The following is a 23,696-nucleotide window of genomic DNA, read 5'->3' on the forward strand; positions in this document are numbered from 1 at the left end:
ACGCACTAAGATTTTTACCCAGTAGATGCGTTATTGTAACAAATAGTCTCTACTGGAACCCTATAATCTTAAGTTTTCTAGGTTCTACCTGTAGGTCGTGCCGAACAAATAAATGCCGCCGTACCTGTTAGTATTATAGCCAAATTATTAATGTTTCGCTAACCCCATCTAAATCTTATGATTTTAGATGGGGACTGCGCTCAACCGTTGTTCAATCACAAAGAAACCATCATAGATTCCGGTTTGAAGTAACTGTAAATCCCATAAGTTAAGCCTAAGCGATCGCGAATCACGCTTCCTAATCGACTGGCTAGGGTATCGCCGCCGATGATTTGATTGAGAACTAATCCAGCATAATAGCGCGGATCAGTGCGATTCATGGCGTCGTTTCCCATCAAGGTGACGGATTGGGATTTCCCCGGTAAAACTCGATTGACACGCACGGTGTTAGGGGGAAGCTGAACGGCTGGAACGGTTAACTGGGGCGGCTTTCCGGTGGCTGTCCAATTGCCGAATTCTTGGTCGAGGAGTGATCGCACTTCCTGGGGGTTAAAGTCGCCTACTAGGGTTAGGATTGTGCGATCGGGGCGATAATAAGTCTGATAGAATTGCACGACATCATCACGAGTAATCTGACTCAGACTTTCCAGGGTTGGGAAATGATGAAAGGGATGATTTTGGGGATAAAGGGTTTGGGCTAAGGTACGTTGGGCGACAGAGGCGGGATCATCAAGTTCGATTTGCAGATCCGTTAATGCCCGTTGACGGCTTAATTCCAGTTGATCTGGGGGAAATGTCGCCCGTTGTAAGACATCACTGAGGGGTTGAATTAAGGAGGATAAATCAGCAGACAATGCACTCGCTGTGATAAAGGTTCCTTCCCGCACGGTATAAAAGTCTAGATCAATTCCCCGATCATCTAAACGTTGAGCTAGGGTCAATGCATCCTGAGTCTGAGTTCCATTCATCAGGTTGTCTGCGGTGAGTTCGGCTATACCGGACTTTTGAGGCGGATCATTTGCTCGACCTGCTTTAATATATCCGGTTAAGGTAACAGTCGGCGTACTGCGATCGCGTAACAGCAAGACTTGCAATCCTGATGTTAACGTTAATCGTTCCGGTAGGGGTTGAGTTGTGGTTAACGTTGCATCTGTAACCCCAGGAGGCAAATATTGGGCGACTTCGGCGGGATCAACGGGAGACTCGCCATAAAAATGTTCAGATGTTTTACTAAATTGACCGATACCGTGACTGGGTTCGTCCTGAATCTGAGTGGGTTGGAAGAAGCCAACTGTGCGCTGTTGGGGGGTAAGATAAGCTTGGGCAACACGTTGTACCGCTTGGCTGGAGACTTGAGCAACGGCGGCTAAATACTGATCCGTGAATCGATAATCCCCGGCGGTGGTATGATTTGCCCCGAATTGGAAGCCTTGACTGGTAACATCGCGATTTTCTAGAATCAGTTCGGCTTTCAGTTGGGCTTTAGCGCGGTTGAGTTCAGCCTCAGTGACACCCTGGGTTTGTAAAGATGCGATCGCCTCTTGGAGAACCTGTGCGATCGCGGTAAGATCCTCACCCGGATCAGTCGTAACAAAAAGAGCATACCAGCCGCGATCGCGAAAATTCGCTGCATATCCCCCCGCATCACTTGCCAATCCCGACTCGACTAAAGCCTGATAGATGCGAGAACTTCGTCCCGATGTCAGAATATAATCCATCACATCAATAGCGGGAACATCCGGGTGAGTAACATTCGGGAGAGGATAAACCACCTGCACCAGCGCTGCACTACCGGGTTGTTCCAAGATTACAAAATTCTTCCCATCTTCCAGACGTTCCACCGGGGCGGGTTTAGTCAAGTTATTGGTTTGGTGTCTTATGTTATCTGTTAAACCCGCCCCTACACCTCCGCTTTCCCCCGGAAGGGCGGGTTTAGGTAAGTTATCGGTTTGGTGTCTTATGTTATCCGTCAAACCCGCCCCTACACCCCCATCTTTCCCAGACTGATGTGCATCAATTGTGCCAAAATGCTGGTTTACCGCCTTCAACACTGCATCGGTTTCAAAATCACCCACAATAATCACCGTGGCATTATCAGGACGGTAATAAGTGCGATAATAATCCTCAACCTGTTCTAGGGTAAACCCTTCTACATCCTCCTTAGTCCCCCCAACGGGCAATCCATAAGCATGATTAGGAAAAACCTGGCGCATGATTTCGCGATCGAGACGATATCCGGGATCATTTTCATACCCTTCCAATTCTGAAATAACCACTCCTTTTTCAGTCGCCAGTTGTTCAGAATTAATCTGGGCATTTTGCATTCGATCCGCTTCCAGAATCAGCAAAGCCTCTAGTTTATCGCGCTCAACGGTGTTGTAATATGCCGTTTGGTCATAACTGGTAAATGCATTAGAATCTGCCCCCAACGCACTCAGTAAACGACCAAATTGAATCGGGCGATTCGTCGTTCCTTTAAACATTAAATGTTCAAGTTGGTGCGAGATTCCATTTAATCCTGGGGTTTCATCCCGTGAACCCACCTTATACCACACCTGAACGGTGACAACTGGGGCAGAATGGACTTCTTTGGTGAGAACCGTTAAGCCATTATCCAATACCGTTTTACGCACCGTTTCAGTTAGAGACAATGAAGAATCAGAATTGGAATTAGATAGAGGAGTTTGACTCAACGTTGCTGTATTGGAGAAAAGCAGCACAGCGCTAAAGCAGAGGCTAAACAGGAGAAGGGGGACAAAATAGCGATTGAGAAGATGAAACCCAGGCATACGGTTAACAATCCAGAAACTGTAGGGGCGCACCGACGTGCGCCCATAAAAGCTGCAAATCTAATCCACAATTTTTTTTCTGTCAAGATTATGGCTTAAATTATACGGTGAAATCGGGCGCACATTGATGGAGGGGGAAAGGGCGCACGCCATGCGCCCCAACAATACAAATACACCAATTAAGGAGTGTCACGACTCCAGGGAGGTATAGGCGGTTCTACCTTTTTCCCAGTAACCTTTTAATGAAATATCCGCCGTAACCCACCAACAACCTTCATAAAATACAGCCAATATTATCCCTAATTGACTGTCAAGATTATGGCTTAAATTACAGCAGTTTGCTCTGCTATGCGGTACATTTTCGATCCCCCTAAATCCCCCTTAAAAAGGGGGACTTTGATCTACTGTACTTTATTACAGAATTAAGCGCTGTATACGGTGAAATCGGGCGCACATTAATGGGGTGGAAAGGGCGCACGTCGGTGCGCCCCTACGGTTACAATCCATCAAAATACCTGTACACATCGATAGTCAGTAGGGTGGGTTAGGCGGTTATCCCCTTTTTCCAGTAACCTTTTAATGAAATATACGCCGTAACCCACCAATCACAACCTTAAACTGTAGCCAATATTATCGGTAATATTCTGTTGCTTTTTCTAATCCGTTGGGTTTCCGACGTTAACCTAACTTACTCGCTGCAAAGTGTGTTTGAGCATCGCTAAAGCTTGGTCAATTCCTGGAAATTCAGCAGGATAGCGGGCTAATAGTTCCGCCGATTCGAGAACGCCGCCACGAATCACACCAATTCTTGAAGGGTGAGTTAGAGTGCTGAGAATGTCTTGCAGGTTTTGTAATCCGTCTTGTTTTTTACCCAGTGCTATTGTGCCAATCGCGATGTAGAGTTTTTCTTGAGTGTCATCGCCATGACAACAGGTTAAGCTTTTCTGGATGAGTCGTTTGGCTTTTTGGATTTTGTTATCGATGACATCGACCAATGCCCAATTAAGCATAGGTAAAAAATAACTGCCATTAATAGGAAGCGAACGATTAAGACAAGACGCGGCTTTTTGTCATGAGAATTGAGAGTAATGGCTTTGTCATAACTGGCTATGGCTTCCTCGTATCGCGCTAACATTATTAATACGATGCCGCGACTATACCAAGCTTCATAGCTATCAGGATTGAGAGCAATGGATTGGTCATAACTGGCTATGGCTTCCTCGTATTGCTCTAGCCTTACTAAGGCTACGCCGCGATTCAACCAGGCTTGATAGTTATCAGGATTGAGGGCAATGGCTTGGTCATAACTAACTATTTCTTCCTCATATCGCTTCAACATTCTTAATGCAATGCCCCGATTCAACCAGGCTTGATAGTTATCAGGATTGAGGGCAATGGCTTGGTCATAACTGGCTATAGCTTCCTCATATCGCTTCAGCATTCTTAATGTGTTACCACGATTAAACCAGGCTAGATAGTAATCAGGATTGAGGGAAATAGCTTGGTCATAACTGGCTATGGCTTCCTCATATCTCTCCAGATTTCCTAAAGCGATACCGCGATTTAACCAAGCTTGATAGTAATCAGGATTGAGGGAAATAGCTTGGTCATAACTGGCTATGGCTTCCTCATATCTCTCCAGATTTCCTAAGGCTACACCGCGATTATTCCAGGGTTGATAGTCATCAGGATTGAGGGCAATGGCTTGGTCATAACTGACTATGGCTTCCTCATATCTCTCCAAATTTTTTAAGGATAAACCGCGATTATACCAGGTTTGATAGTAATCAGGATTCAGGGAAATTGCTTGGTCATGACTCACTATAGCTTCCTCATATCTCTCCAGATTTCCTAAGGCTACACCGCGATTATTCCAGGCTATATAGTTATCAGAATTGAGGGAAATTGCTTGAGCATAACTGGCTATAGCCTCCTCATACCTCTCCAGCTTTTCTAAAGCTAAACCGCGATTATTCCAGGCTTGATAGTAATCAGGATGGGGAGCAATAGCTTGGTCAAAACTCACTATAGCTTCCTCATATCTCTCCAGATTTCCTAAAGCGATGCCGCGACTATACCAGGCTTGATAGTAATCAGAATTTAGGGTAATGGCTTGGTTATAACTGGCTATAGCTTCCTCATATCTCTCCAGATTCCCTAAGGCGATGCCGCGACTATACCAGGCTTGATAGTAATCAGAATTCAGGGCAATGGCTTGGTCATAACTGGCTAGGGCTTCCTCATATCTCTCCAGATTTCTTAATGCGTTGCCGCGATTAAACCAGAGTTGATAGTTATCAGAATTGAGTGCAATAGCTTGGTCATAACTAGCTAGGGCTTCCTCGTATCGCTCCAGATAGCTTAATGCGTTGCCGCGATTATTCCAAGCGTCATAGGCATCAGGATTGAGGGCAATAGCTTGGTCAAAACTCGCTATGGCTTTCTCATATCGCTCCAACATTCCTAATGCGATGCCGCGATTCAACCAGGCTTGATAGTAATCAGGATTCAGGGCAATGGCTTGGTCAAAACTCGCTATGGCTTTCTCATAGTTCTTGCCGCTAAAAAACAGTAAGCCATGCTTACAAAGTAAATTAGCTGTCGTTTCTGGACTATTGCTACTTTCGTCAAGTAAGTCGTTTAACTCTAAAGTTTTAATCACCCGTTCTTCTGGAGTCAGTTTTAAATAGTGCAGCAAATCTCCTGTTGATAACTGTTCTAATCTAACTTGCCGCTCTTCCTCAGTTAAGGGAAAATGAAATAATCCTGAACGCCAATCAAAGAAATCCGGTGCCCGCTGAATAAAATAGTTCAGGACAAAGGAAGGGACAACAAAGACAAAACTACAGGGAAAATCTGTGCCAAACCGTTCTCGCTGTTGGTTTAAGTGACTTAAAATCGGCGGCACACCTTTCCAACTATAAGTATAGATTTCTGCCGCCGTCCAACCACTCAGGCGTTTCGTATCTTCATACTCATATAACGCCTGTTCTATCCCCCGAATCACTAAAATATCAAAGCCTTCTTGTTCTCTTCGTTCAGCAATTTGGTCATAAAGCGTTTGAGTTTCCCGCTCAATCTGCAACAGGGATAGTTTTTTCTGAGGTAAATCTCGCCGCAGTTGCTCAATAATTTGCTTCGCCTGACGCTCACCCGATTGCACAAAAAATAAACCAAATCCCTTCTTCCGCCGCAGCGCCCGTAACAGCCGACGGTAGACTTGATCAAACGTTTCTGGGGGTAATGAATCAGGCGTGATTGGCATCATCCACTTGTTTTAAAGCATCTTTAAACTTAGATACATCCAAGATAATCGGGTGAACATCATACCAGGTGTGCTTGTCTCCCTGCTGATTAAGATAGCGATATTCCAATAAGCAACGGCTGAATAATAAACCCCGGTGCAGGTTATCATTGCCAATTTCTTTACTCTTATAAACTTGGGCAAGAATCTGCCATTGATCCTCTTCCACCGCCCGTTGATAAACATCTCGCAGTTCCGCAATTGCCCGTTGTACCGCCCGCGCTGAAATCGGTAATTGTTCGGTTCGATTGGTGGCTTCTTGCGCCAGTTGAATTAAGTCTCGCATATACCCACCACTCATGCGACAGAGTTGTTCCAGCACGTCTGGCGCGGCAAAGATTTCGGTTTCTAAGTCTAAATCTGTATAGGGTTCAATCCGGCGTTTAATCGTTTCCTTCAACTTGGCAATACCCGGTTCATAGACACTGCCATCCTGCCACTGTACCATCACCGAGGGCAGAACTTTGGGAATGCCATAGTTATCTTTTAAATCTGTCGCCCATTTAGAATAAATCATGGAAATGGGGACGGTATAAACAATATGACAATCTAAAGCCTTAAGCTGTTCATGACGATCCAGAAAAATCTCCTCATGATTGCTGCGCCCACTCTCGCGGAAAATGGGGACAATCCGATCTAAGTTATCGGCAATAATCACTAATTGAGTTTTACCATCGGGTAACTTCTGCTGGGCATCAGCAATAAATTGATTAAGTGCCTTCAGTAAGGTTTCCGTATGGGGTTCTACCTTCTCGCGAATTTTCTGGCGTTGACTGGGTTCCGTGCGAATCGCCGCCGTTAGCTTGGCAAACTGATTTAATTGGGCTTCAATTGTCAGCTTCTCCAGCTTCACGTCTTGCAGAAAAAAGTCTTTAAGTTCCTCTCTGCGATCGCGTAACCAGTTGGCGATGGGTGTAGAATCAGCGTGTTGAAGCTGGGCGAGTAAATGGCGCGTACAAGCCAGTAAGATATCCGTGTATTGAACATCTTGGACACTGATATCCTCTTCATCCGCCGCAAAATAAACCACAAAGCAGTTTTTCTCTTCCAGATACGTCTGGAGTCGATACAATTCCGTCGTCTTACCCGCGCCACGATACCCAGAATACAACTGACAGGTTAACTCTTTGGAACGCCGAATGCTTTTGCCTAAATCTTGTTGAATTTCCACATCACCCCGAACCTCCCGACATTCCACATATTGAGGATCACCCGCCGGAAGTGGCATTGGGGTAAAGGAATTATAGATGTTATCTAATAATGCTTCAATGTCATTGGTCATTTGTCAAAACACTGATTTCACGGATTGCTGGGAGAGATAGGGGTGGGGAGGTAAGAGCTTATTGACACTGATTACACAGAGAATTTAGTTCTCTCATCAAGAGATGATGACTAGGATTTTAAGGTGTCATTTGTCTTATGTCATTTGTTTGCTTTCCTATCACTAAGTCGGGGCGGGTGTAGGGTGAGGAGAGTGCAGCGTAACGCACCATTTCAAACGATAGTCGTCAAACCTGCCCCTACACCCCCGGCTTTTCACTCTAAGTTGACACGGGCGCACGTCGGTGCGCCCCTACAATTTTAATCCACCCGTTAAGCAATGGGTGTAGAGACGTTGTATGCAACGTCTGGAACAAATTAGCGGGTTGCCAAAACTCGGATAAATTCCAAGGGTAATCCATCGGTATCGGCAATAAATGCCACCTCGTACACGCGATCGCCGATAATTTGTTGAGTGGGTTCTAAGAGAATTTTCAGCGGCTGAAACTGATCCGGATTTTGACTCGATGCCTCAGCTAGCCTCTGTTGTAGCGATTCTAGCCAACTGGGTAAGTCAGGAACTGTTTCAGTGAGATCAAAGGAAAGATGATAGTAACCGACATAATGTTCATCCCCAAACGCATCCGGTGCAGGTTTAGGTTCTGGGATTTGAATCAGTTCAATTCGTCCGTCTAATCCCTCCATCCAACAGGCTAGGGTAATCCCCGCCGTGAAGCGTTCACAAACCGTAAACCCTAATTGTTCGTAGAAGGCGATCGCGCGATGGATATCAGCCGTGCGAATTGAAGCATGATGCATGATTCACGAATAATTTTAATTGTTGATCTCTGTAGGGGCGGGTTTTACTGATAACACTTTAACTTAAACCCCTAACTTAACTAAACCCGCCCCGACTTAATGATAGGAATTAGGACTTACGTTTTCTTGACGGCACAGGCGCTACCTGTAGGGGCACGGCAATGCCGTACCCCTACCATAAATGGCGTTTGTGCGTAAGTCCTGAAATGACAAAGGACGAATGACCAATGACCAATGACCAATGACAATTCACTCAAATAATCGAAAATAAGGATAGCGTACCGGAATTCCTGGCTCTTTTTCCAAATCGAAATTAATCACTTCCCAACAAGGATCGTCCTCTGGTTCTGGGCTAAATGCCACAGGTAAACCATAAAGTCGCGGGCGTCCCGGTTCCGATTGTCCCCGCCAAGGGGTACTTCGTTCCAGATAAGCACTAACCAAATCTCGATAGCGACTGGCAATAATTACCCGTGTTGCCCGATAGCCTTGAGTGTACAGGCGATCGAGGGCTTCGTGAATTTCAAAGCGAATTCCATCCGGATGGGTATGCTGACGATACCATTCACCCTGCCATTGACGCCAATGACGCCCCGATTGTAAGTGGATGAGTTCTTCAGTTTTGGGGTCTGCCTCGAAAGCACCATGCCGGGGACACAAATAGGTATCGGTCAATGTCAATGCCGGAATAGACTGCCGACAGTGAGGACATTGAATCTCTGAACCGAATATGGGGTACTGTAAACTAGGATTAATCATCAAGGGTTTAAGGTATCGTCATTCGGCTATTGCACTAGTACCTGTGTAAATACATCGGTGGCTTCATCAATTATAGAATACGCTCAAACACACTCATCTGTTTTATCGGCAATCGTGACTGACTCTCATCCCCAGTTCTCCCCAACTCCCTCCTATTGGTCTGCTGTTGATCAGTCTCAAGCCGCCTTTGTTGCGCCCAATGCCGTGGTTATCGGTGACGTCGCGATCGCATCGGGAGCCAGTATTTGGTATGGTGCTGTAGTGCGGGGTGATGTCGAACGGATTGAGATTGGTGAATGCACCAATATTCAGGATGGTGCGATTTTACATGGTGATCCCGGTAAACCTACGATTCTGGAAGACCATGTGACGATTGGACATCGGGCTGTCGTCCATTCGGCTCATGTTGAACGGGGATGTTTGATTGGGATTGGTGCGATTATCTTAGATGGTGTGCGGGTGGGATATGGCAGCATTGTCGGTGCTGGGGCATTAGTGACCAAAGATGTTGAGCCTTTATCGCTGGTGGTTGGCATTCCGGCGCGAAAAGTCCGCGATATTTCGGAAACCGAGGCAGCTGAACTAATCGAACATGCACAGCGTTACCAGAAGCTGGCATTGGTGCATGGGGGAAAAGGCACAGACTTGGGGTTTCACGCGCCCTAAATAGGGTCTGCTGAATAAGTCTGGTGGTGGGGAGAGGCAATAGGGAATAGGCTTTCTTGCTACAGTTCAACTGGTCGTTTAGTACGGGAAGCCGACTCCCCTAGCGGATTCACACGGGCTACCCTCACGTAAAAGACTCACTGAGTCCGGTCACGACCTAGCCGTATTTGAACGGTTCCAGGAACAGGCGGATCGACCATTAATTCTTGCTCCCCATTTACATAATTTGATTCAGACAGGACACGTCAGCTCTGCCAAAATGAATACTAAAAGCCACATTCAAGTTTTCCAGAGACTTAATTAACCAGGGTACACCATCCCTAGTTGAAGACTCGTAATGATTAAACAAAATAGAAAATCGCTTTTCCAAATAGGGCTTAACTTTACGACATAGCAGCACAATCTTGAGTAGTAACACCGTCGTAACCGTTGCGCCTAAATTCGTGATTAGATCGACAAAAACAAAATGTTTCGGGCGCACAGAACTCTCAACCACCAGAAAATTGAATAACTGGCTACAAGTTCGCATAATCAGAAATTCGCTGGGCTTCTGATTATCGCTTTGAGGTAAGGTATTTTTCAGATGCTCATACAACCGACTATTAAACTGGCGTTTTCCGTAGGCTGAATCAATGGAAGCCGTCAGATACTCATACAAATCGTCCTTAAAGTCTTTGTAGCAAGAGGTCTGGCTACTATGGGTGAGGAAACTTTGAGCTAAATCCCGGCACGTATGAGAGCCTTGGACTTTGCCGACAAACTGTTTTAGGGCAGTCCCCAACTCATGATCTGTTAAAAGGGTAGGATTTTTGACAGGCTGGATAATTTGGCTGGACGCTTCTTGCGAGTCCCGACGTTTCATTTTGGCGCATCGCACCTGATAAGTCACGTACTTTGACAAATCGAACTCGAAGCGCTGCTGGAGCCGAGATTGAATCTGCCGGACGGTTTGCCGATGTTCGCAACTACTATCTTCACTCAGTAAACAATGTTCATACAGATAGGGATATCGCTGAATGAGGGGTCCAACTTCTTTAGAACTGGTGGAGGTTTCACCAACCACCTGAGATAAGCGATGTAGGGTAAGATATTGCTCAGTTTCTTTGAAAAGCTGTAGCAGGTGGCGTAAACGCCTAGAACCGCGAGAGTAAACCCCGGTTGCGGGTGGAATATTATCCAGTAATGCCACCAACTCAGGGATGGCGCTTTGGTGTTGCGGTTGTATTTGCCAGCGGTTAATTAGAATGTGACAGCAGCGATTCAGGATGAACTTGAATTCTTGTTCAGCCTGCTTATCCATTGCTAGCTTTTCCAATACCATCCAGATTTCCGGCTCTGGATATCGAGAGCCGTCCATGAATAGCTGTTTGAAGCGGTCTATTGTCTGCGTCGGAGATTCTACCTGTACGCAATACAGGAGATGGTCGTACAGTTGCTGCTCTTGTGAGCTGGTTTGTCTGATGTCAGAGTCTGTCCAAGTACTAGTAGTCACTTCAGTTTGCCCCCCTACGCGCAAACGCCGTGGGCTGGTCGATTTGAATGGAATTTGGCAGATCTAAGCTCAAATTTGACTTGCCCTGTACCTCAACAACCGAAAACCCTGATGCCCTTTATGAATTACCCTGCCTAAAGGAACTTGGTCAAGGATTGCTTAAATCTATATAGACGAGATTATCCCTATATAGTAAGCATACTAAACTAAGTATGGATCATTCCGTAAAATTATGCTGCAAAATTGTAAAGATTCAGTAAATTTAGTAGAAAACGCGAATTCGATCTTTGACTTAGACTGTTGAATAAGTCGGACATGGGGTAGGGGATGAGTGTGGCTCGCCCACTCCCACCATCACAACTAGCCACAACCGATTCATCACCCTGGAATTATGCCTTGTCAGCTTTCGTTAACCCAATTCATCGAAGTCCTCGCGGCTACTCCGGTTAATCTGTCCGTACCGATGACGGTTAATGGGGTCTATGGTGTTACGACTGATACCCGTAACCTGGAACCCGGTCAAATCTTTTTAGCGCTGCGGGGGGAAACCTTTGATGGACATGATTACGCTGAGATAGCGATTCAGAAAGGGGCGATCGCGGTAATTGCCAACCGTGACCAAGGGTATCATCTTCAAGGTATACCGCAGCTTCAAGTTGATGATACTCTACAGGCATATCAGCAACTGGCTCGATGGTGGCGGGATCAGTTTGATATTCCGGTGATTGCGGTTACGGGTTCTGCGGGAAAAACGACGACGAAGGAATTAATCGCAGCAGTTTTATCGACTCAAGGCAATGTATTGAAAACCCAGGCAAATTACAATAATGAAATTGGTGTGCCAAAAACGTTGCTGGAATTAGACTCCAACCATGATTATGCCGTGATTGAAATGGCGATGCGGGGTTCTGGACAAATCGCCCTATTGACCCAGATTGCCCGTCCGACGATTGGTATGATTACGAATGTGGGAACGGCGCATATTGGACTGTTAGGATCACAGGAGGCGATCGCTAAAGCGAAGTGTGAGTTATTGGCGCAGATGCCGGACACTAGCTTGGCGATTCTCAATCACGATAACCAACGTCTCATGGATACGGCAGCGACGGTTTGGCAGGGAGAAACGTTAACGTTTGGCTTAAACGGGGGTGATGTCCAAGGGAAACTCATTGACCTGTTTAGAGTAACGGTGGATGATATCACGTTTCCCTTACCCTTACCGGGAGAACATAATGCCCTCAATTATTTAGCCGCCTTAGCCGTAGCGAAACATCTCCGGATTGATTGGACACCCCTGACTCAAGGATTAGCCGTTCAGATGCCTGCGGGGCGATCGCAACGCTATGAGTTACCCAATGATATCGTGATTCTTGATGAAACGTATAATGCTGGATTTGAAGCCATGATCGCGGCGTTGCACCTCCTCGCCCAGACACCAGGTAAGCGACACATTGCTGTTTTGGGTTCAATGAAGGAATTAGGAGACCATTCGGAACAACTGCACCAACAAGTTGGACAGAAAGCCCAGCAACTCCAATTAGATGCGGTGTTCATTACTCTTAAGGATAGGGAAGCCGAAGCGATTACTCGGGGAATTTCGGCATTACCTAGCGAAAGTTTTGCCCAAGATGACGCTTTGGTACAGCATTTAACTGAATTTGTGCAACCGGGCGATCGCATACTATTCAAAGCTTCCCGTTCTGTAGGTTTGGATCGGGTTGTGCATCAGTTTCGAGAGTCCATGTCCGGGGATGTTTGACGGTGAACCTGGCTTGGCGGTAAATTTGAGTTCCAAAGTTAAGCGATCGCTACTGCTGGGAGAGCTTTTTTTGCGAAAGCAACGGGCATCTTCTACAAATCCAAAACCTGCTTTACCGCAAATAGAGGTTATATTAGGATAGCCATAATACTGACTAATTTCTCGGAGTGAATGGTCTTTGTGCAAAAACCGAGAGGCAAGTTTTTTCTTCCGGTGACTCTCCAGCACACAAACGTGAGGATTACTGCACAAATCCACATCAGTTAGATAAAAGTAAAAGGTCAAACTACGGGGGTTATTCGTGTCTCGACAAAACCGTTGAGCCTCTTGGCGTCGCTGATACAGCGTTGACTCTACGGCAAAACTCCACCAAAGCTGAGTGTCTTGGTGCATGGGTTCGGCGTTGAGGTATGTAGCAGCAATTGCTAATAATGTTGAATCAGTTTCTAATTTCTTGATTGCTGGACATGACACTATAGTCTTGTTGTAAATTCCCTGAACCAATGGTTTCCCAGTCTGCCTCATAACTTCTTCTTTTTCGGAGACATGAAACCTGAATTGGGGATTATTGGGTTCATGGCAAGTATTTGTCAGTGCCAAGTCTCGGATTTCTTGGATAATCGGTGCAGGGAGGTTAAGGTTTTGATAAATGCCTTTTTGTTTCAGGGAATGAATAGTCTCGGTAAAATCAATGTCCTGGAAAATTGAAAGTTGAGATTGATCCTGAATATCACTTGTCTTCATCTTGCCGATTTTGTTAGCAAGAATAAAACGACGAAGACGGCTTAAGTAATTATTACCCTTTGGAAAGGAGTTAAGCTCAATACCTGCGGTAGGATTAGAAACAACATCAATGAACATCATTTTAGGTATATCTTTCAATCCATTGAAAGGAACAGTTTAGGTGTCTGAGAAATAAATTGGGGATTGATGCACGATACACCTCTAAGGGCAAGTCCTGGTCTAAATGGGATAAGGATAAGGAGATGATTAGGGGGACAAAACATAAGGTAGAATTAACTCCAGCGAGATTAAATTCACATGATTTTTGTCCCTTAAATGTTTATGATTCCTATGTTTATGTAATCCTATCCAATTTTCAACCAAGAAGATAGATGTTCACGTCTAGATTACTCAAATCTTTAAGAATTGGCAGATAGTTTAAAGGGGAAGTAAAGCAGCCACTTGACCTAACGGAAGTTAGCTGATCACGTCTAAGTACCTGGACATAAATTCTGTATGCTGTACTAAGAAATGTGAATAAGCCTCAAATCTTTACTGTTCCCTATTCCCTATTCCCTATTCCCTATTCCCGAATCAATGACCAATAACTTATTATTTATGAGCAAATAGCAACAATCCTGCCAATAGTGACACAATCGCCGCCGCATAGAACACCCACTCTAAACCGCAGGACGCTAACACGGGTCCTAACAGGATGGGGGATATAAACTGTCCCAAGAACCCCGCCCCTGTCCCAGCCGCTAGTACACTGGATTTTAGATTTGGGGGGGCGATATTTGCCAGAGTGCCATAAAGGGTAGGGAGTACCAAACCAAATCCCATACCAAAGAATACAGCCGTCACCAAAATCCAACCCAGTTGGTGCAGGATGGGAATCGTACTTAAAGTTAACGCCATCAGACCTAACCCGATCGCAATCGTTGTAGGTCGTCCGCAGCGCTGGGCTAGCCTTTTCGCGCCAAAGGCTGATATAATAGCTGCGCCTATTGCCCGTGATCCTAAAACAATCCCATTAACCACACTGGTGGCGTCAATGGTTTGTTTGAGATATTGCGGGGCATAAATGACCACCGCGTACATGGCAACAGATACCAAACTGAGTGTCCCTAAGAGGCGTAGGGTGTAGGGACGTCCTAAAACCTGGCGCAGTTTACTTCCAGCCTCTTGAACGTCTCCCTTGGGTTTTGGGCAGGATTTTTCCGGTAAGAACCGTGCGGCTAAGATTGCCAGAGGTAGTCCTACCCCATAGAGACAAAATGCCCATTGCCAGTGAACCGAACCTACCCAACCCCCAAGGATGGGGAAAGCAATGCCCATAATGGTTAGTGTACTGGTGGCGTATCCCAACGCCTGCGATCGCGCTTCGCCTTCATACATGTTCCCCAAAATACCCAAACCCGCCGCCGCAATTCCGCCACTGGCGGCACCCAAGAGTCCCCGCACGATTAATAATGGTATCAGTGAGTGCATGAAGGCACCGGCTACGCCAAATAAGGCGTAGAGAATTAATGACGGGATCAGCACCCGCAGATGTCCCTTTCGATCCGCTACGATTCCTAACGGTGGACTAAATAGGGCAATCGTTAGGCAATGCAGGCTGACCAAATTCCCAGCTAATGCCGGATCAAGGTTAAGTTGCTGGATCATCTCTGGCAAAATTGGTGCCACCACTCCCCCCGCCATGGTGGTGAGGGAACCAGCGACTAGCAGCACTAACAGCCGAGGATCACGTAACATAACTTAAAATACCTAAATATTTTGACAACTATAGCAGAAGGCTCCAAGGCAGGGGAGACAAATGACGAATGACAAATGACATAAGGCTATCCGATGCATTGACTGCCCAAAAATAACAAGGTAAATATTGTCAAATGAATCGACAACAGAGGCGCCGATATGGAACTAGCGACAACGCTAACCAGCCAAAACGTGCAAAACGCGATTAGAGAAGTGGGGATTAACCCAAACTACTGGTATCCTGTGGCTTGGGCAAATCAAATCAAACCGGGTAAAATCTTGCCTGTCAAGATATGGCAACAATCGCTCGCCGTTTACCGGACTTCTACAGGTCAACTCCATGCTTTAGAAAATGCTTGTCCTCACAAAGGGGTGGAACTGCATAAAGGCATCGTCCAAAATGAGTATTTAGCCTGTCCTTATCATGGCTGGCAGTTTGACGGCGGGGGCAATTGTGTTGGCATTCCCTACTTTCCCCCGGAACAGAAACTACCCTGCGCCCAAGTTCGTACCTACCCAATTCAGGAAAAATACAAGCTGATTTGGATCTTTCCGGGAGATCCGGCATTAGCCACAACCTGCCAACCGCCAGATATGCCAGAATTTGACCATCCGGACTGGTTTATGGTTCCCGTGAGTGCCAGGATGAAATCTCATTTTTCTATCTGTAATGAAAATTCCATGGATGTCTTTCATGGATTTTTGCACCAAAACCTGCAAGGATGGTTTGATCCGGTTCTCAAACGGTTGCAGGAAACTGAAAATACCGTCTGTGCGGAGTACGATGTCTCCTATAAAGGGCGGATGGCGAAATGGTTAGGATTAAGCGATCGCGCGGATCAAGTGACTCGGCGCACCATATCGGTACAATATCGCTATCCCCATTATTACAGTTCCCTAGAAGGCGTCTCTAACCTCTACCTGATGCGCCTCCCCATCGGACTGACCGAAAGTCGCTCCTTTGCTCTATTCTTTTTCAAGGTTCCCCTACCCCAATGGTTCCGCCAGCTATTTGACCCCATCCTGTCCACCGTACTGGAACGGTTTGTATTTATGCGATTTCTCAACCAGGATATCGAGATGATGGAAAGTGAGCAGCGAACCTATCTGGCAAATCCCCAGCGTCGTTATGTGGAAGTCAATCCTGCGATTATTGCCATACAGCGGCTGATTATGCGCCAATATGAACGGGCTTTAGCGACCAAACCCTAGACATAGAGCTGGAGATGAAAACAAATCCCGCAGGGAGTTGCGTTCTATGCTACCCTGCTAGAGCAGAAATTAAAAACGCACCAACAACAGCGATCGCCAATGTGCCAGCGTTAGTGTCTGTCATAAGCCGCCCTGTCCAATCACCCTGTATTATTTAGGATTACCGTGTACTCTATAAAACTGCCAATATGGAGCTTGCTATTCAGTCGGGATAATCACGTAAATTTAAGAGAAAAACACACATCTATAGCCAGAAGCGGTAGTCTATCTAGGAAAAGGTGAGAGGAGTAAGGTTGTGGAAGTTGTCAAAGAGTACGTCCAACGGTGGTACGATAGTGGATTAGCGCCCGACGAATATGTTTGCCATAAAAAGCAAGGAAATTTAGTCGAGATCGAATCAGTCGCCACCGGAAAGCGTCAGACGGTTCTCACGTTCTGTACGAATGATGTCTTGGGTCTGGTTCAGAACGAGGCGGTTCGCCAAGCCGCAGTTGATGCTATCTTTCAATACGGTACGTCCAACAGTTCAACATCGGTACTCAGTGGTCGGATTGATTTACATCGACAGCTTGAACAAGAGATTTCGGAGTTTAAGCACCTACCCCATACCCAACTGTTTTTAAATGCGTGGATGGCGATGCAAGCCTTGATGGATGCCTTCTGCCATCTCGCGATCCCTGTTCCTGGCTTTCAGCATACCCGTGAGACATTAATTTTAACGGATGTCCTCAATCATGGCTGTATTGTCTCAGCGGTTGTCAACGCGGGAACTCGTTCGGGAAAGTTGTTTGGTCATAGTCCCCGTGTCCGGGTGAGAGCCTATCGCCACTGTGATGCCGAGGACTTAGCCCGTAAACTGCGTCGTTATGCTCGCCCCCATGATCGGATTATGGTAATTTCCGATGCCGTGTTTTCGATGGATGGGGATATTGCCCCTCTGCCGGATATGATCAAGGTGCTGCGACATTACCCAGGCAGTGTCTTGGTTATGGATGAGGCGCATGCCAGTGGGGCAATTGGGGCGACGGGTGGCGGTGTCTACGAACATTTTGGCATCCTACCCGAATACGCGATTGAGCAAGGTGTTGTGCCGCTGATTATGACCACATTCTCCAAGTTTGCGGCGTCAGCAGGGGCGGCAATTAGTAGTCCTCTGGCAGAATTGATCCCGCTGTTAAATGTTTCTCCCACGTCGATTGGCACCGTTTCCTTGTCGCCACCTTTGACAGCCGCCGCGTTGGAGAGCATCCGCCAAGTGCGCCGTCATCCCGACTTGGTGAACCAGCTTCAGGCAAATACTCGCTACTTGCGATCGCGCTTAGTCGAGGTGGGTTTTGATGCCATTGGTGAAACGAACGTTATCCCGGTAATTTTACCCTCAGAAATTAATCCGAAATTATTTGGTCAGTATATGTTAGAGAATCATGGGATTTGGGTATCACCCATCTGGTTTATTGCCAAACCCCGTATTCGGATGACAGCAAATGTTTTGCATACCAAGGAGGAGATGGATAAATTAGTCGCCGCCATGGTCGCAACACGGGATTTTTTATATAAACCGATGATTAGCGCCTAACTTGTCTGGGGTCAAAGGGGGGATGATGTAACTTGTTTCTTTTCGGGAGCGAGTATGACAAAGGACAAAGGACATAAGACGAATGACAAAAATTCGTACTGTAACCACTCCAGCCGATCAGGACTTGTTTCTGGATGTACCTGCACGAGTCTATGGCAATGATCCCAATTGGGTACCGCCGTTGCGGAGTGAGGTGGCGAAGCAGTTTGCTCCCGATAATCCTTTTTTCAGCTACGGCAAATTACAGCAATTTATCGCCCTAGACTCGTCCCATCCTTCCCAGGCGGTGGGGCGAATTGTGGCGGCGGTGAACCAACGGTTAATTGAACGAGAGGGGAAAACGGTTGGTTTATTTGGGTTTTTTGAGTGTGTCGAAGATTTGGCGATCGCGCAATCTCTGCTGAATGCGGCTTGTCAGTGGCTGCGGGAACAAGGGATGACTGTGGCGCGGGGACCGATTGATTTATCAACCCACAATAATTGTTTATTTTTGGTCGATGGCTTTGATACACCGCCCATGGTGATGATGCCCTATAATCCTTCCTACTATCCCGAATTTATGGAAAAAGAGGGTTGGCAGAAAGCGAAGGATACTTATGCTTATGATTTTCCCTTAGATAAGCCTTTATCGGATAAGTTTAAGAAAGCCTATCAGATTGCCTGTAAATCGGGGATCACGTTTCGCCCGATTAGAACCAAAGGGGAAGGATTTAAACAAGATTGTCTGAGCCTTTATCACCTCTTTAACCGTGCCTTTGCTAATAATTGGAGTTCTGCACCGAGAACTGAGGAAGAATTTCTAGAAGAAGCGAAGTCATTACAGAGTTTAGTCGATCCCGATGTATTCCCGATTGCGGAGGATAATGGGGAAATGATCGGCTTTTTCATGGGATTACCGGACTATAATATTCCCCTAAAACACGTTAATGGGAAACTCAACTGGCTGGGAATTCTCAAGTTTCTTTGGTATCGCCGCAAAATTGACCAAGGACGGGTGATTGCGATTGCTTCATTGCCAGAATATCGCCGCAAAATGGTGCCGCTGGCGTTAATTTATTTGGGAATGCAAGGGGGAATTAAGAAAGGTAAGCCCTATAAACGGGCAGAACTGGGTTGGGTATGGGAAGATAATTTTCCGTCTCGCAAGTTGATTGAAGCATCGGGGGGGACAATTTATAAGACGTATCGAATTTATGAAAAAGCGCTGTAGCCAGTAGAGATAAAAAAACGTTTGGAGTAGGGTGGGCAATGCCCACCCTATGCTTGTGGTGTACTATAAATTAATACAGTTAGTCATAGTGGGTTAGACGGTGACAACAACATCAACGACCGAACAACCGCAAGTTCGCGCTGAACCAATCGTTACACTCAGAGGGGTTAGCTGGCAAACGTATCAAGCCTTAATGCACGATGTAGGAGATAATCGGGCTTGGAGAATGGCTTATGACCAGGGAATATTAGAAATCCGGATTCCACTACCCAAACACGAAGAACCTAAACGATTGCTAGAGAGTTTTGAGGAATGGTACTAACACCCAAGTTTGTAGTTGCCCTGTCTTCGCCATAAGCGCTGGCATCGCTGACTATAAATGCTTAAGTCAGTAATTTGTTTTTACCCCAACCAATTACCAGAAATTATGCGACAGCCAGAGGATAGGCTACCTGTGCCAGATTTCCTCAATCTACAGCTAACCGTTGAACAGGTATTCTCCTGGCTGAAACTGGGACAGCGTTTGTAAATCACAGGTGTGCGCGAAAATCCCTTGTCGCTAATCCCTAAAGTATTGTTAATTAATAGACTACAAGTTTTGTGATTGGTGGGTTACGGCGGACACTGAATTAAATGGTGATTTTTTAAATTGAATTACCGCCTAACCCACCCTACCTGGTATTATATTTTATTGATCAATGGGCTTTCCCCGCTCCCCTTCACCACAGCACTTATTCAGCAGCCCCTATCTAGCCCGTTACCGTCCCGCTCTGCCTGCCAAATTTTGGAAGCCCATGAGTGGCAAGCTCTTTAGGGGAAACTTTTACAGAAATTTAATATTTATCCCAGTAGATTTCATCAAAACTATACCCAATAGGTTGAGGTTCGGTTGCACAATAGAGGAAGCGAAAGCAACCTGCCTGAAAAAACCCTATATCAAGGCAGATAAATGAACCCGTGAAGCCCTGACAGGGTAAGCTCACATTCTGGTTTAGACTTCGGTCTTAAATGGGAATGTGGGCTTACCTGATTTAAGTAAAGGAGCAAAATTGCATCTTTTGCCAATGCTGGGGAAAACAGGATTCCAACCCCTTGCCGCGATCGCAGCTACCCCCACCCCTGCCCACCTATTACAGCTTCTGTGCTAAACAGAACCATGGTGCGTTAGCGAAGTGTAACGCACCATTAGATTTTAAGCAATTCAGCTTAATCTTCCTCCAAATTTTCTTCTTCCTCTTGATCCTCATTGTCGTCTGGATTGATGGAATTAGCGGACACCATAGCTCCCATATCCAGTTGTTCGCGCACTTGTTGTTCAATCGTCGCAGCAAATTCAGGATTCTCTTCAATATACCTGACACTATTATCACGACCTTGGGCAATATTATCGCCGTTGTAGCTATACCAAGCGCCCTTGCGGTTAATCACCCCTGTTTGTTCAGCCAAGTCAACCAGACATCCTAACCGAGAAATCCCTTGCCCGAAGATAATATCAAACTCAGCAATCCGGAATGGTGGTGCAACTTTATTCTTTGCCACCTTGACCTTAGCGCGAATTCCATATTCCCCTTCACTGGCTTTCTTAAGCGTTTGAATCCGGCGAATATCTAAGCGGACTGAACAATAGAACTTAAGCGCATTACCGCCTGTTGTGACTTCTGGAGAGCCGTAGGTAATACCAATTTTTTGTCGCAACTGATTCAGGAAAATGACAGTGCAGCCTGATTTGCCAATATTCCCAGCAATTTTGCGTAACGCCTTACTCATCAGACGCGCCTGCAATCCCACTTGGGTATCGCCCATTTCGCCTTCAATTTCTGCACGAGGCACCAAAGCGGCTACTGAGTCAATCACGACAATATCCACAGCCGCCGATCGCACTAGCTGATCGACGATTTCCAGAGCCGATTCACCACTATCCGGTTGAGAGACTAATAGGTTTTCAATGTCAACCCCTAACGCCGATGAGTAGGTGGGGTCAAGGGCATGTTCAGCGTCTACAAATGCGGCTACTCCACCGGACTTTTGCACTTCTGCAACGGCGTGCAAGGCGAGAGTCGTCTTTCCAGAACTTTCTGGTCCGTAAATCTCGATAATCCGTCCTTTGGGCAAGCCACCACCCAAGGCTAAATCTAGGGTAATTGCACCACTGGAGATAATTTCCACCTTCATACGGGTGGCATCTCCCAAGCGCATAATCGAACCTTTGCCAAAGGTACGCTCAATTTGGTTGAGTACCAAGTTCAGGGCTTTTTCCTTTTCGGGACTGTTGGTAATTTGGGTAGCCATGGATGCCTCAAGAACTGTTATTGAAATGGACAGAGAATTCGTGCAGAAAGTTGGCTCTATTTTAACGCCGACTGCCGACAAGATTAAGAGAACCTGATTTTTGGGACTAAATCACGGAAATGCTATTTTGTCAATGCTAAGAACTCGTTCATCAACGCCAAAATTTTGCCAAACTGTTACAGTGTTTTGATCCCAAGTTTTGGACTGGAGAGAAACATTTGACAGCATTTCCTCTCCCCCCAATATAGAACACAGGTACTACTATAGCATTATTGGGTCAATCGACAAGTTCGAGGATTTGGTGGGGGTAGGGGTGCTGGGGAAGATGGGGAAAATGGGGAAAATGGGGAAGATGGGGAAGATGTGCCATGACGTCTGTGTGTAGGGGCGGGTTTAGGGACTAATATTGATTGTTATCCCCAACTTGGCTGCAAAACCCGCCCCGACTAAATGACAAATGACAAATGACATCGCGATAAGTAGTCGGACAAAAGAAAACAGCACCATACTAAGTTTTGTGAACAAACCTCAAACCCTTACTGTTCCCTGTTAAGAGTTCCCTAATCTCAACCGTTCACGTTAATTGTGTCCACCTACTTAGCGAGTATGACAAATGACAAAGGACAAATGACCAATACCAATTCATTGCTTCCAGAGACAACCCTTTCAGTTGCGGGGTTAACCGACTATATTCAGGATCTATTAGAACAGGATACCCAACTCCAGAAGATTTGGGTAATTGGAGAAGTCTCTAGTGCCAACCGCCATCGGAGTGGTATGTTTTTTACCCTGCGAGATTTAGAGGGCAAGGCATCCATTCAATGCGTGGTGTGGAACTCTGTGCTAAGTAAGCTGGTGCAACTTCCTCAATCCGGAGAACAGTTGATTGCATTAGGCAGTATCCGGATTTATCAGCAACGGGGACAATATCAGCTTATGGTTTGGCAGGTATTGCCAGGAGGAGAAGGGTTACAGGCACTACGCTATAATCAACTGCGCCAACGATTAGCGGCGGAAGGATTATTTGATGCTCAACACAAGCGCCCCCTACCGATACATCCGCAAACGATCGCCGTCGTGACTTCACCCCAAGCCGCCGCTTGGGGAGATATTCGCCGCACCCTGCGACAACGGTATCCGGGGTTATCTGTGTTGTTTTCTCCGGCACAAGTGCAAGGGGATTTAGCACCTGAATCGATTGTGGCAGCGATTGAGCGAGTTGAGCGAGACGGGAGGGCTGAGTTGCTGATTTTGTCGCGGGGAGGTGGCGCATCTGAGGATTTGGTGGGTTTTGATGATGAGCGAGTAGTCAGAGCGATCGCGAACTGTTCAATTCCCGTATTAACCGGAATTGGTCATCAACGGGATGAATCTTTAGCTGATTTAGTCGCTGATTGTTGCGCTCACACACCCACCGCCGCCGCTGAACGCGCCGTGCCAGAGTTGGCAACCCTAATTAGCGAACATCAGCAGCGTCAGGAGGCGTTACATGAGGCGGTGACTCATCATTTGGATACCTGCCGCAACCAATTACACCAACTCAGAAACCGTCTCCAACGCTTACCCCTTAACCGACAGTTACAGCAGGAACACCATGCGATCGCGCAGCAGCGACAGCGATTAGTTCAAAGCACCTCTTGGCGAATAAGTCAAGCGACTCAACACTGCCAATTTCTGGGGCAAAAGTTAGCCACCCTTGACCCGACCAATGTTTTAAAACGAGGATATGCGGTGGTGCGGACTGAACAAGGAAAAATTGCTCGCAACGCGGCGAGTCTCGTTCCTGGAGAAGAATTACAGATTCAATTAGCGGAGGGGCAAATCAATGTTAAAGTCACAGAAATCATTGATTAGGGGCTGCTGAATAAGTCTTGTGGTGGGGAGAGGGAGATGGGAGAGATGGGGGAGAGTTTTGAAAGTTGTAGGGGCGGGTTTCACAACTATCTTTTCGGTTAGATCCAGATGTAACTAAACCCGCCCCGATTTTACGAATGACCAATGACCAATGACCAATAACCAATGACCAATGACCATCAGAGCAGAACTGGGAAGTGCTATCTCCAATGGATAACTTATGACT

Annotated in this window: 18 protein-coding genes; 8 read left to right on the plus strand and 10 right to left on the minus strand. The window is 46.3% G+C overall.

All coding sequences use genetic code 11. The annotated features are described in order from the left end of the window. Positions 1-215: 215 nt before the first annotated feature. The 6 genes from RIE73_RS18915 to RIE73_RS18940 form a co-directional block, all read right to left on the minus strand. On the minus strand, positions 216-2,789 hold the full coding sequence (locus tag RIE73_RS18915) for a M16 family metallopeptidase (RefSeq protein ID WP_446402654.1): 2,574 nt from the start codon (positions 2,787-2,789) through the stop codon (positions 216-218). A 683-nt stretch (positions 2,790-3,472) separates the two neighbouring features. Continuing rightward, positions 3,473-3,784, minus strand: a complete 312-nt coding sequence (locus RIE73_RS18920) for a hypothetical protein (protein WP_446402655.1) — start codon at positions 3,782-3,784, stop codon at positions 3,473-3,475. Then, the gene (locus RIE73_RS18925) at positions 3,724-6,057 is read right to left on the minus strand and encodes a tetratricopeptide repeat protein (protein WP_446402656.1); all 2,334 of its coding nucleotides are present in this window, start codon (positions 6,055-6,057) and stop codon (positions 3,724-3,726) included. The genes RIE73_RS18920 and RIE73_RS18925 overlap by 61 nt, the downstream gene beginning before the upstream one ends. Then, on the minus strand, positions 6,038-7,375 hold the full coding sequence (locus RIE73_RS18930; protein ID WP_446402657.1) for an ATP-binding protein: 1,338 nt from the start codon (positions 7,373-7,375) through the stop codon (positions 6,038-6,040). The genes RIE73_RS18925 and RIE73_RS18930 overlap by 20 nt, the downstream gene beginning before the upstream one ends. A gap of 356 nt (positions 7,376-7,731) precedes the next feature. Beyond that, positions 7,732-8,172 carry a VOC family protein gene (locus RIE73_RS18935; protein ID WP_446402658.1) on the minus strand — a complete coding sequence of 147 codons (441 nt, stop codon included), beginning with the start codon at positions 8,170-8,172 and terminating at the stop codon, positions 7,732-7,734. A gap of 249 nt (positions 8,173-8,421) precedes the next feature. Continuing rightward, a complete protein-coding gene (locus tag RIE73_RS18940) occupies positions 8,422-8,931 on the minus strand; it encodes a TIGR02652 family protein (protein ID WP_006106563.1) in 510 nt (169 codons plus the stop codon). A gap of 114 nt (positions 8,932-9,045) precedes the next feature. On the opposite strand from RIE73_RS18940, the gene RIE73_RS18945 reads away from it, so the two are divergent. Then, positions 9,046-9,597, plus strand: coding sequence for a gamma carbonic anhydrase family protein (locus RIE73_RS18945; RefSeq protein WP_446402685.1), 552 nt, complete (start codon positions 9,046-9,048; stop codon positions 9,595-9,597). A 217-nt stretch (positions 9,598-9,814) separates the two neighbouring features. Here the strand turns inward: RIE73_RS18945 and RIE73_RS18950 are convergent, their stop codons facing one another. After that, the gene (locus RIE73_RS18950; protein WP_446402659.1) at positions 9,815-11,089 is read right to left on the minus strand and encodes a hypothetical protein; all 1,275 of its coding nucleotides are present in this window, start codon (positions 11,087-11,089) and stop codon (positions 9,815-9,817) included. 391 nt (positions 11,090-11,480) lie between these two features. Here RIE73_RS18950 and RIE73_RS18955 point away from each other — a divergent pair, with 391 nt between their 5' ends. Next, entirely contained in the window at positions 11,481-12,848 is a 1,368-nt protein-coding gene (locus RIE73_RS18955; protein ID WP_446402660.1) for a UDP-N-acetylmuramoyl-tripeptide--D-alanyl-D-alanine ligase, read from the plus strand. On the opposite strand, the gene RIE73_RS18960 is transcribed toward RIE73_RS18955, so the two are convergent. Both RIE73_RS18960 and RIE73_RS18965 read right to left on the minus strand, forming a co-directional pair. After that, complete coding sequence (locus tag RIE73_RS18960) at positions 12,771-13,712, minus strand: hypothetical protein (RefSeq protein ID WP_446402661.1); 942 nt, start codon at positions 13,710-13,712, stop codon at positions 12,771-12,773. The genes RIE73_RS18955 and RIE73_RS18960 overlap by 78 nt on opposite strands. Before the next feature lie 471 nt (positions 13,713-14,183). Continuing rightward, positions 14,184-15,329 carry an MFS transporter gene (locus RIE73_RS18965; protein ID WP_446402662.1) on the minus strand — a complete coding sequence of 382 codons (1,146 nt, stop codon included), beginning with the start codon at positions 15,327-15,329 and terminating at the stop codon, positions 14,184-14,186. 159 nt (positions 15,330-15,488) lie between these two features. Between RIE73_RS18965 and RIE73_RS18970 the strand changes: the two genes are divergently transcribed. The 5 genes from RIE73_RS18970 (at position 15,489) to RIE73_RS18990 (ending at position 19,856) form a co-directional block, all read left to right on the plus strand. Next, entirely contained in the window at positions 15,489-16,541 is a 1,053-nt protein-coding gene (locus RIE73_RS18970; RefSeq protein WP_446402663.1) for an aromatic ring-hydroxylating dioxygenase subunit alpha, read from the plus strand. 295 nt (positions 16,542-16,836) lie between these two features. Further along, a complete protein-coding gene (locus tag RIE73_RS18975; RefSeq protein WP_446402664.1) occupies positions 16,837-18,117 on the plus strand; it encodes an aminotransferase class I/II-fold pyridoxal phosphate-dependent enzyme in 1,281 nt (426 codons plus the stop codon). 82 nt (positions 18,118-18,199) lie between these two features. After that, positions 18,200-19,327, plus strand: coding sequence for a hypothetical protein (locus RIE73_RS18980; RefSeq protein WP_446402665.1), 1,128 nt, complete (start codon positions 18,200-18,202; stop codon positions 19,325-19,327). Between the two features lie 100 nt (positions 19,328-19,427). Further along, positions 19,428-19,649, plus strand: coding sequence for a hypothetical protein (locus tag RIE73_RS18985; RefSeq protein WP_446402666.1), 222 nt, complete (start codon positions 19,428-19,430; stop codon positions 19,647-19,649). A 57-nt stretch (positions 19,650-19,706) separates the two neighbouring features. Next, positions 19,707-19,856 (plus strand): hypothetical protein, encoded by a 150-nt coding sequence (locus RIE73_RS18990; RefSeq protein ID WP_446402667.1) that lies wholly within the window; start codon positions 19,707-19,709, stop codon positions 19,854-19,856. Between the two features lie 677 nt (positions 19,857-20,533). Here RIE73_RS18990 and recA read toward each other — a convergent pair. Beyond that, positions 20,534-21,616, minus strand: a complete 1,083-nt coding sequence (gene recA / locus RIE73_RS18995; RefSeq protein ID WP_446402668.1) for a recombinase RecA — start codon at positions 21,614-21,616, stop codon at positions 20,534-20,536. Positions 21,617-22,243: 627 nt separating this feature from the next. On the opposite strand from recA, the gene xseA reads away from it, so the two are divergent. Further along, positions 22,244-23,470: an exodeoxyribonuclease VII large subunit gene (gene xseA / locus RIE73_RS19000; RefSeq protein WP_446402669.1), complete on the plus strand. Its 1,227-nt coding sequence runs from the start codon at positions 22,244-22,246 to the stop codon at positions 23,468-23,470. Positions 23,471-23,696 lie beyond the last annotated feature (226 nt).

Source organism: Coleofasciculus sp. C1-SOL-03 (genome assembly GCF_040220555.1).
In the GTDB taxonomy this organism is placed as follows: Bacteria; Cyanobacteriota; Cyanobacteriia; order Cyanobacteriales; family Coleofasciculaceae; genus Coleofasciculus.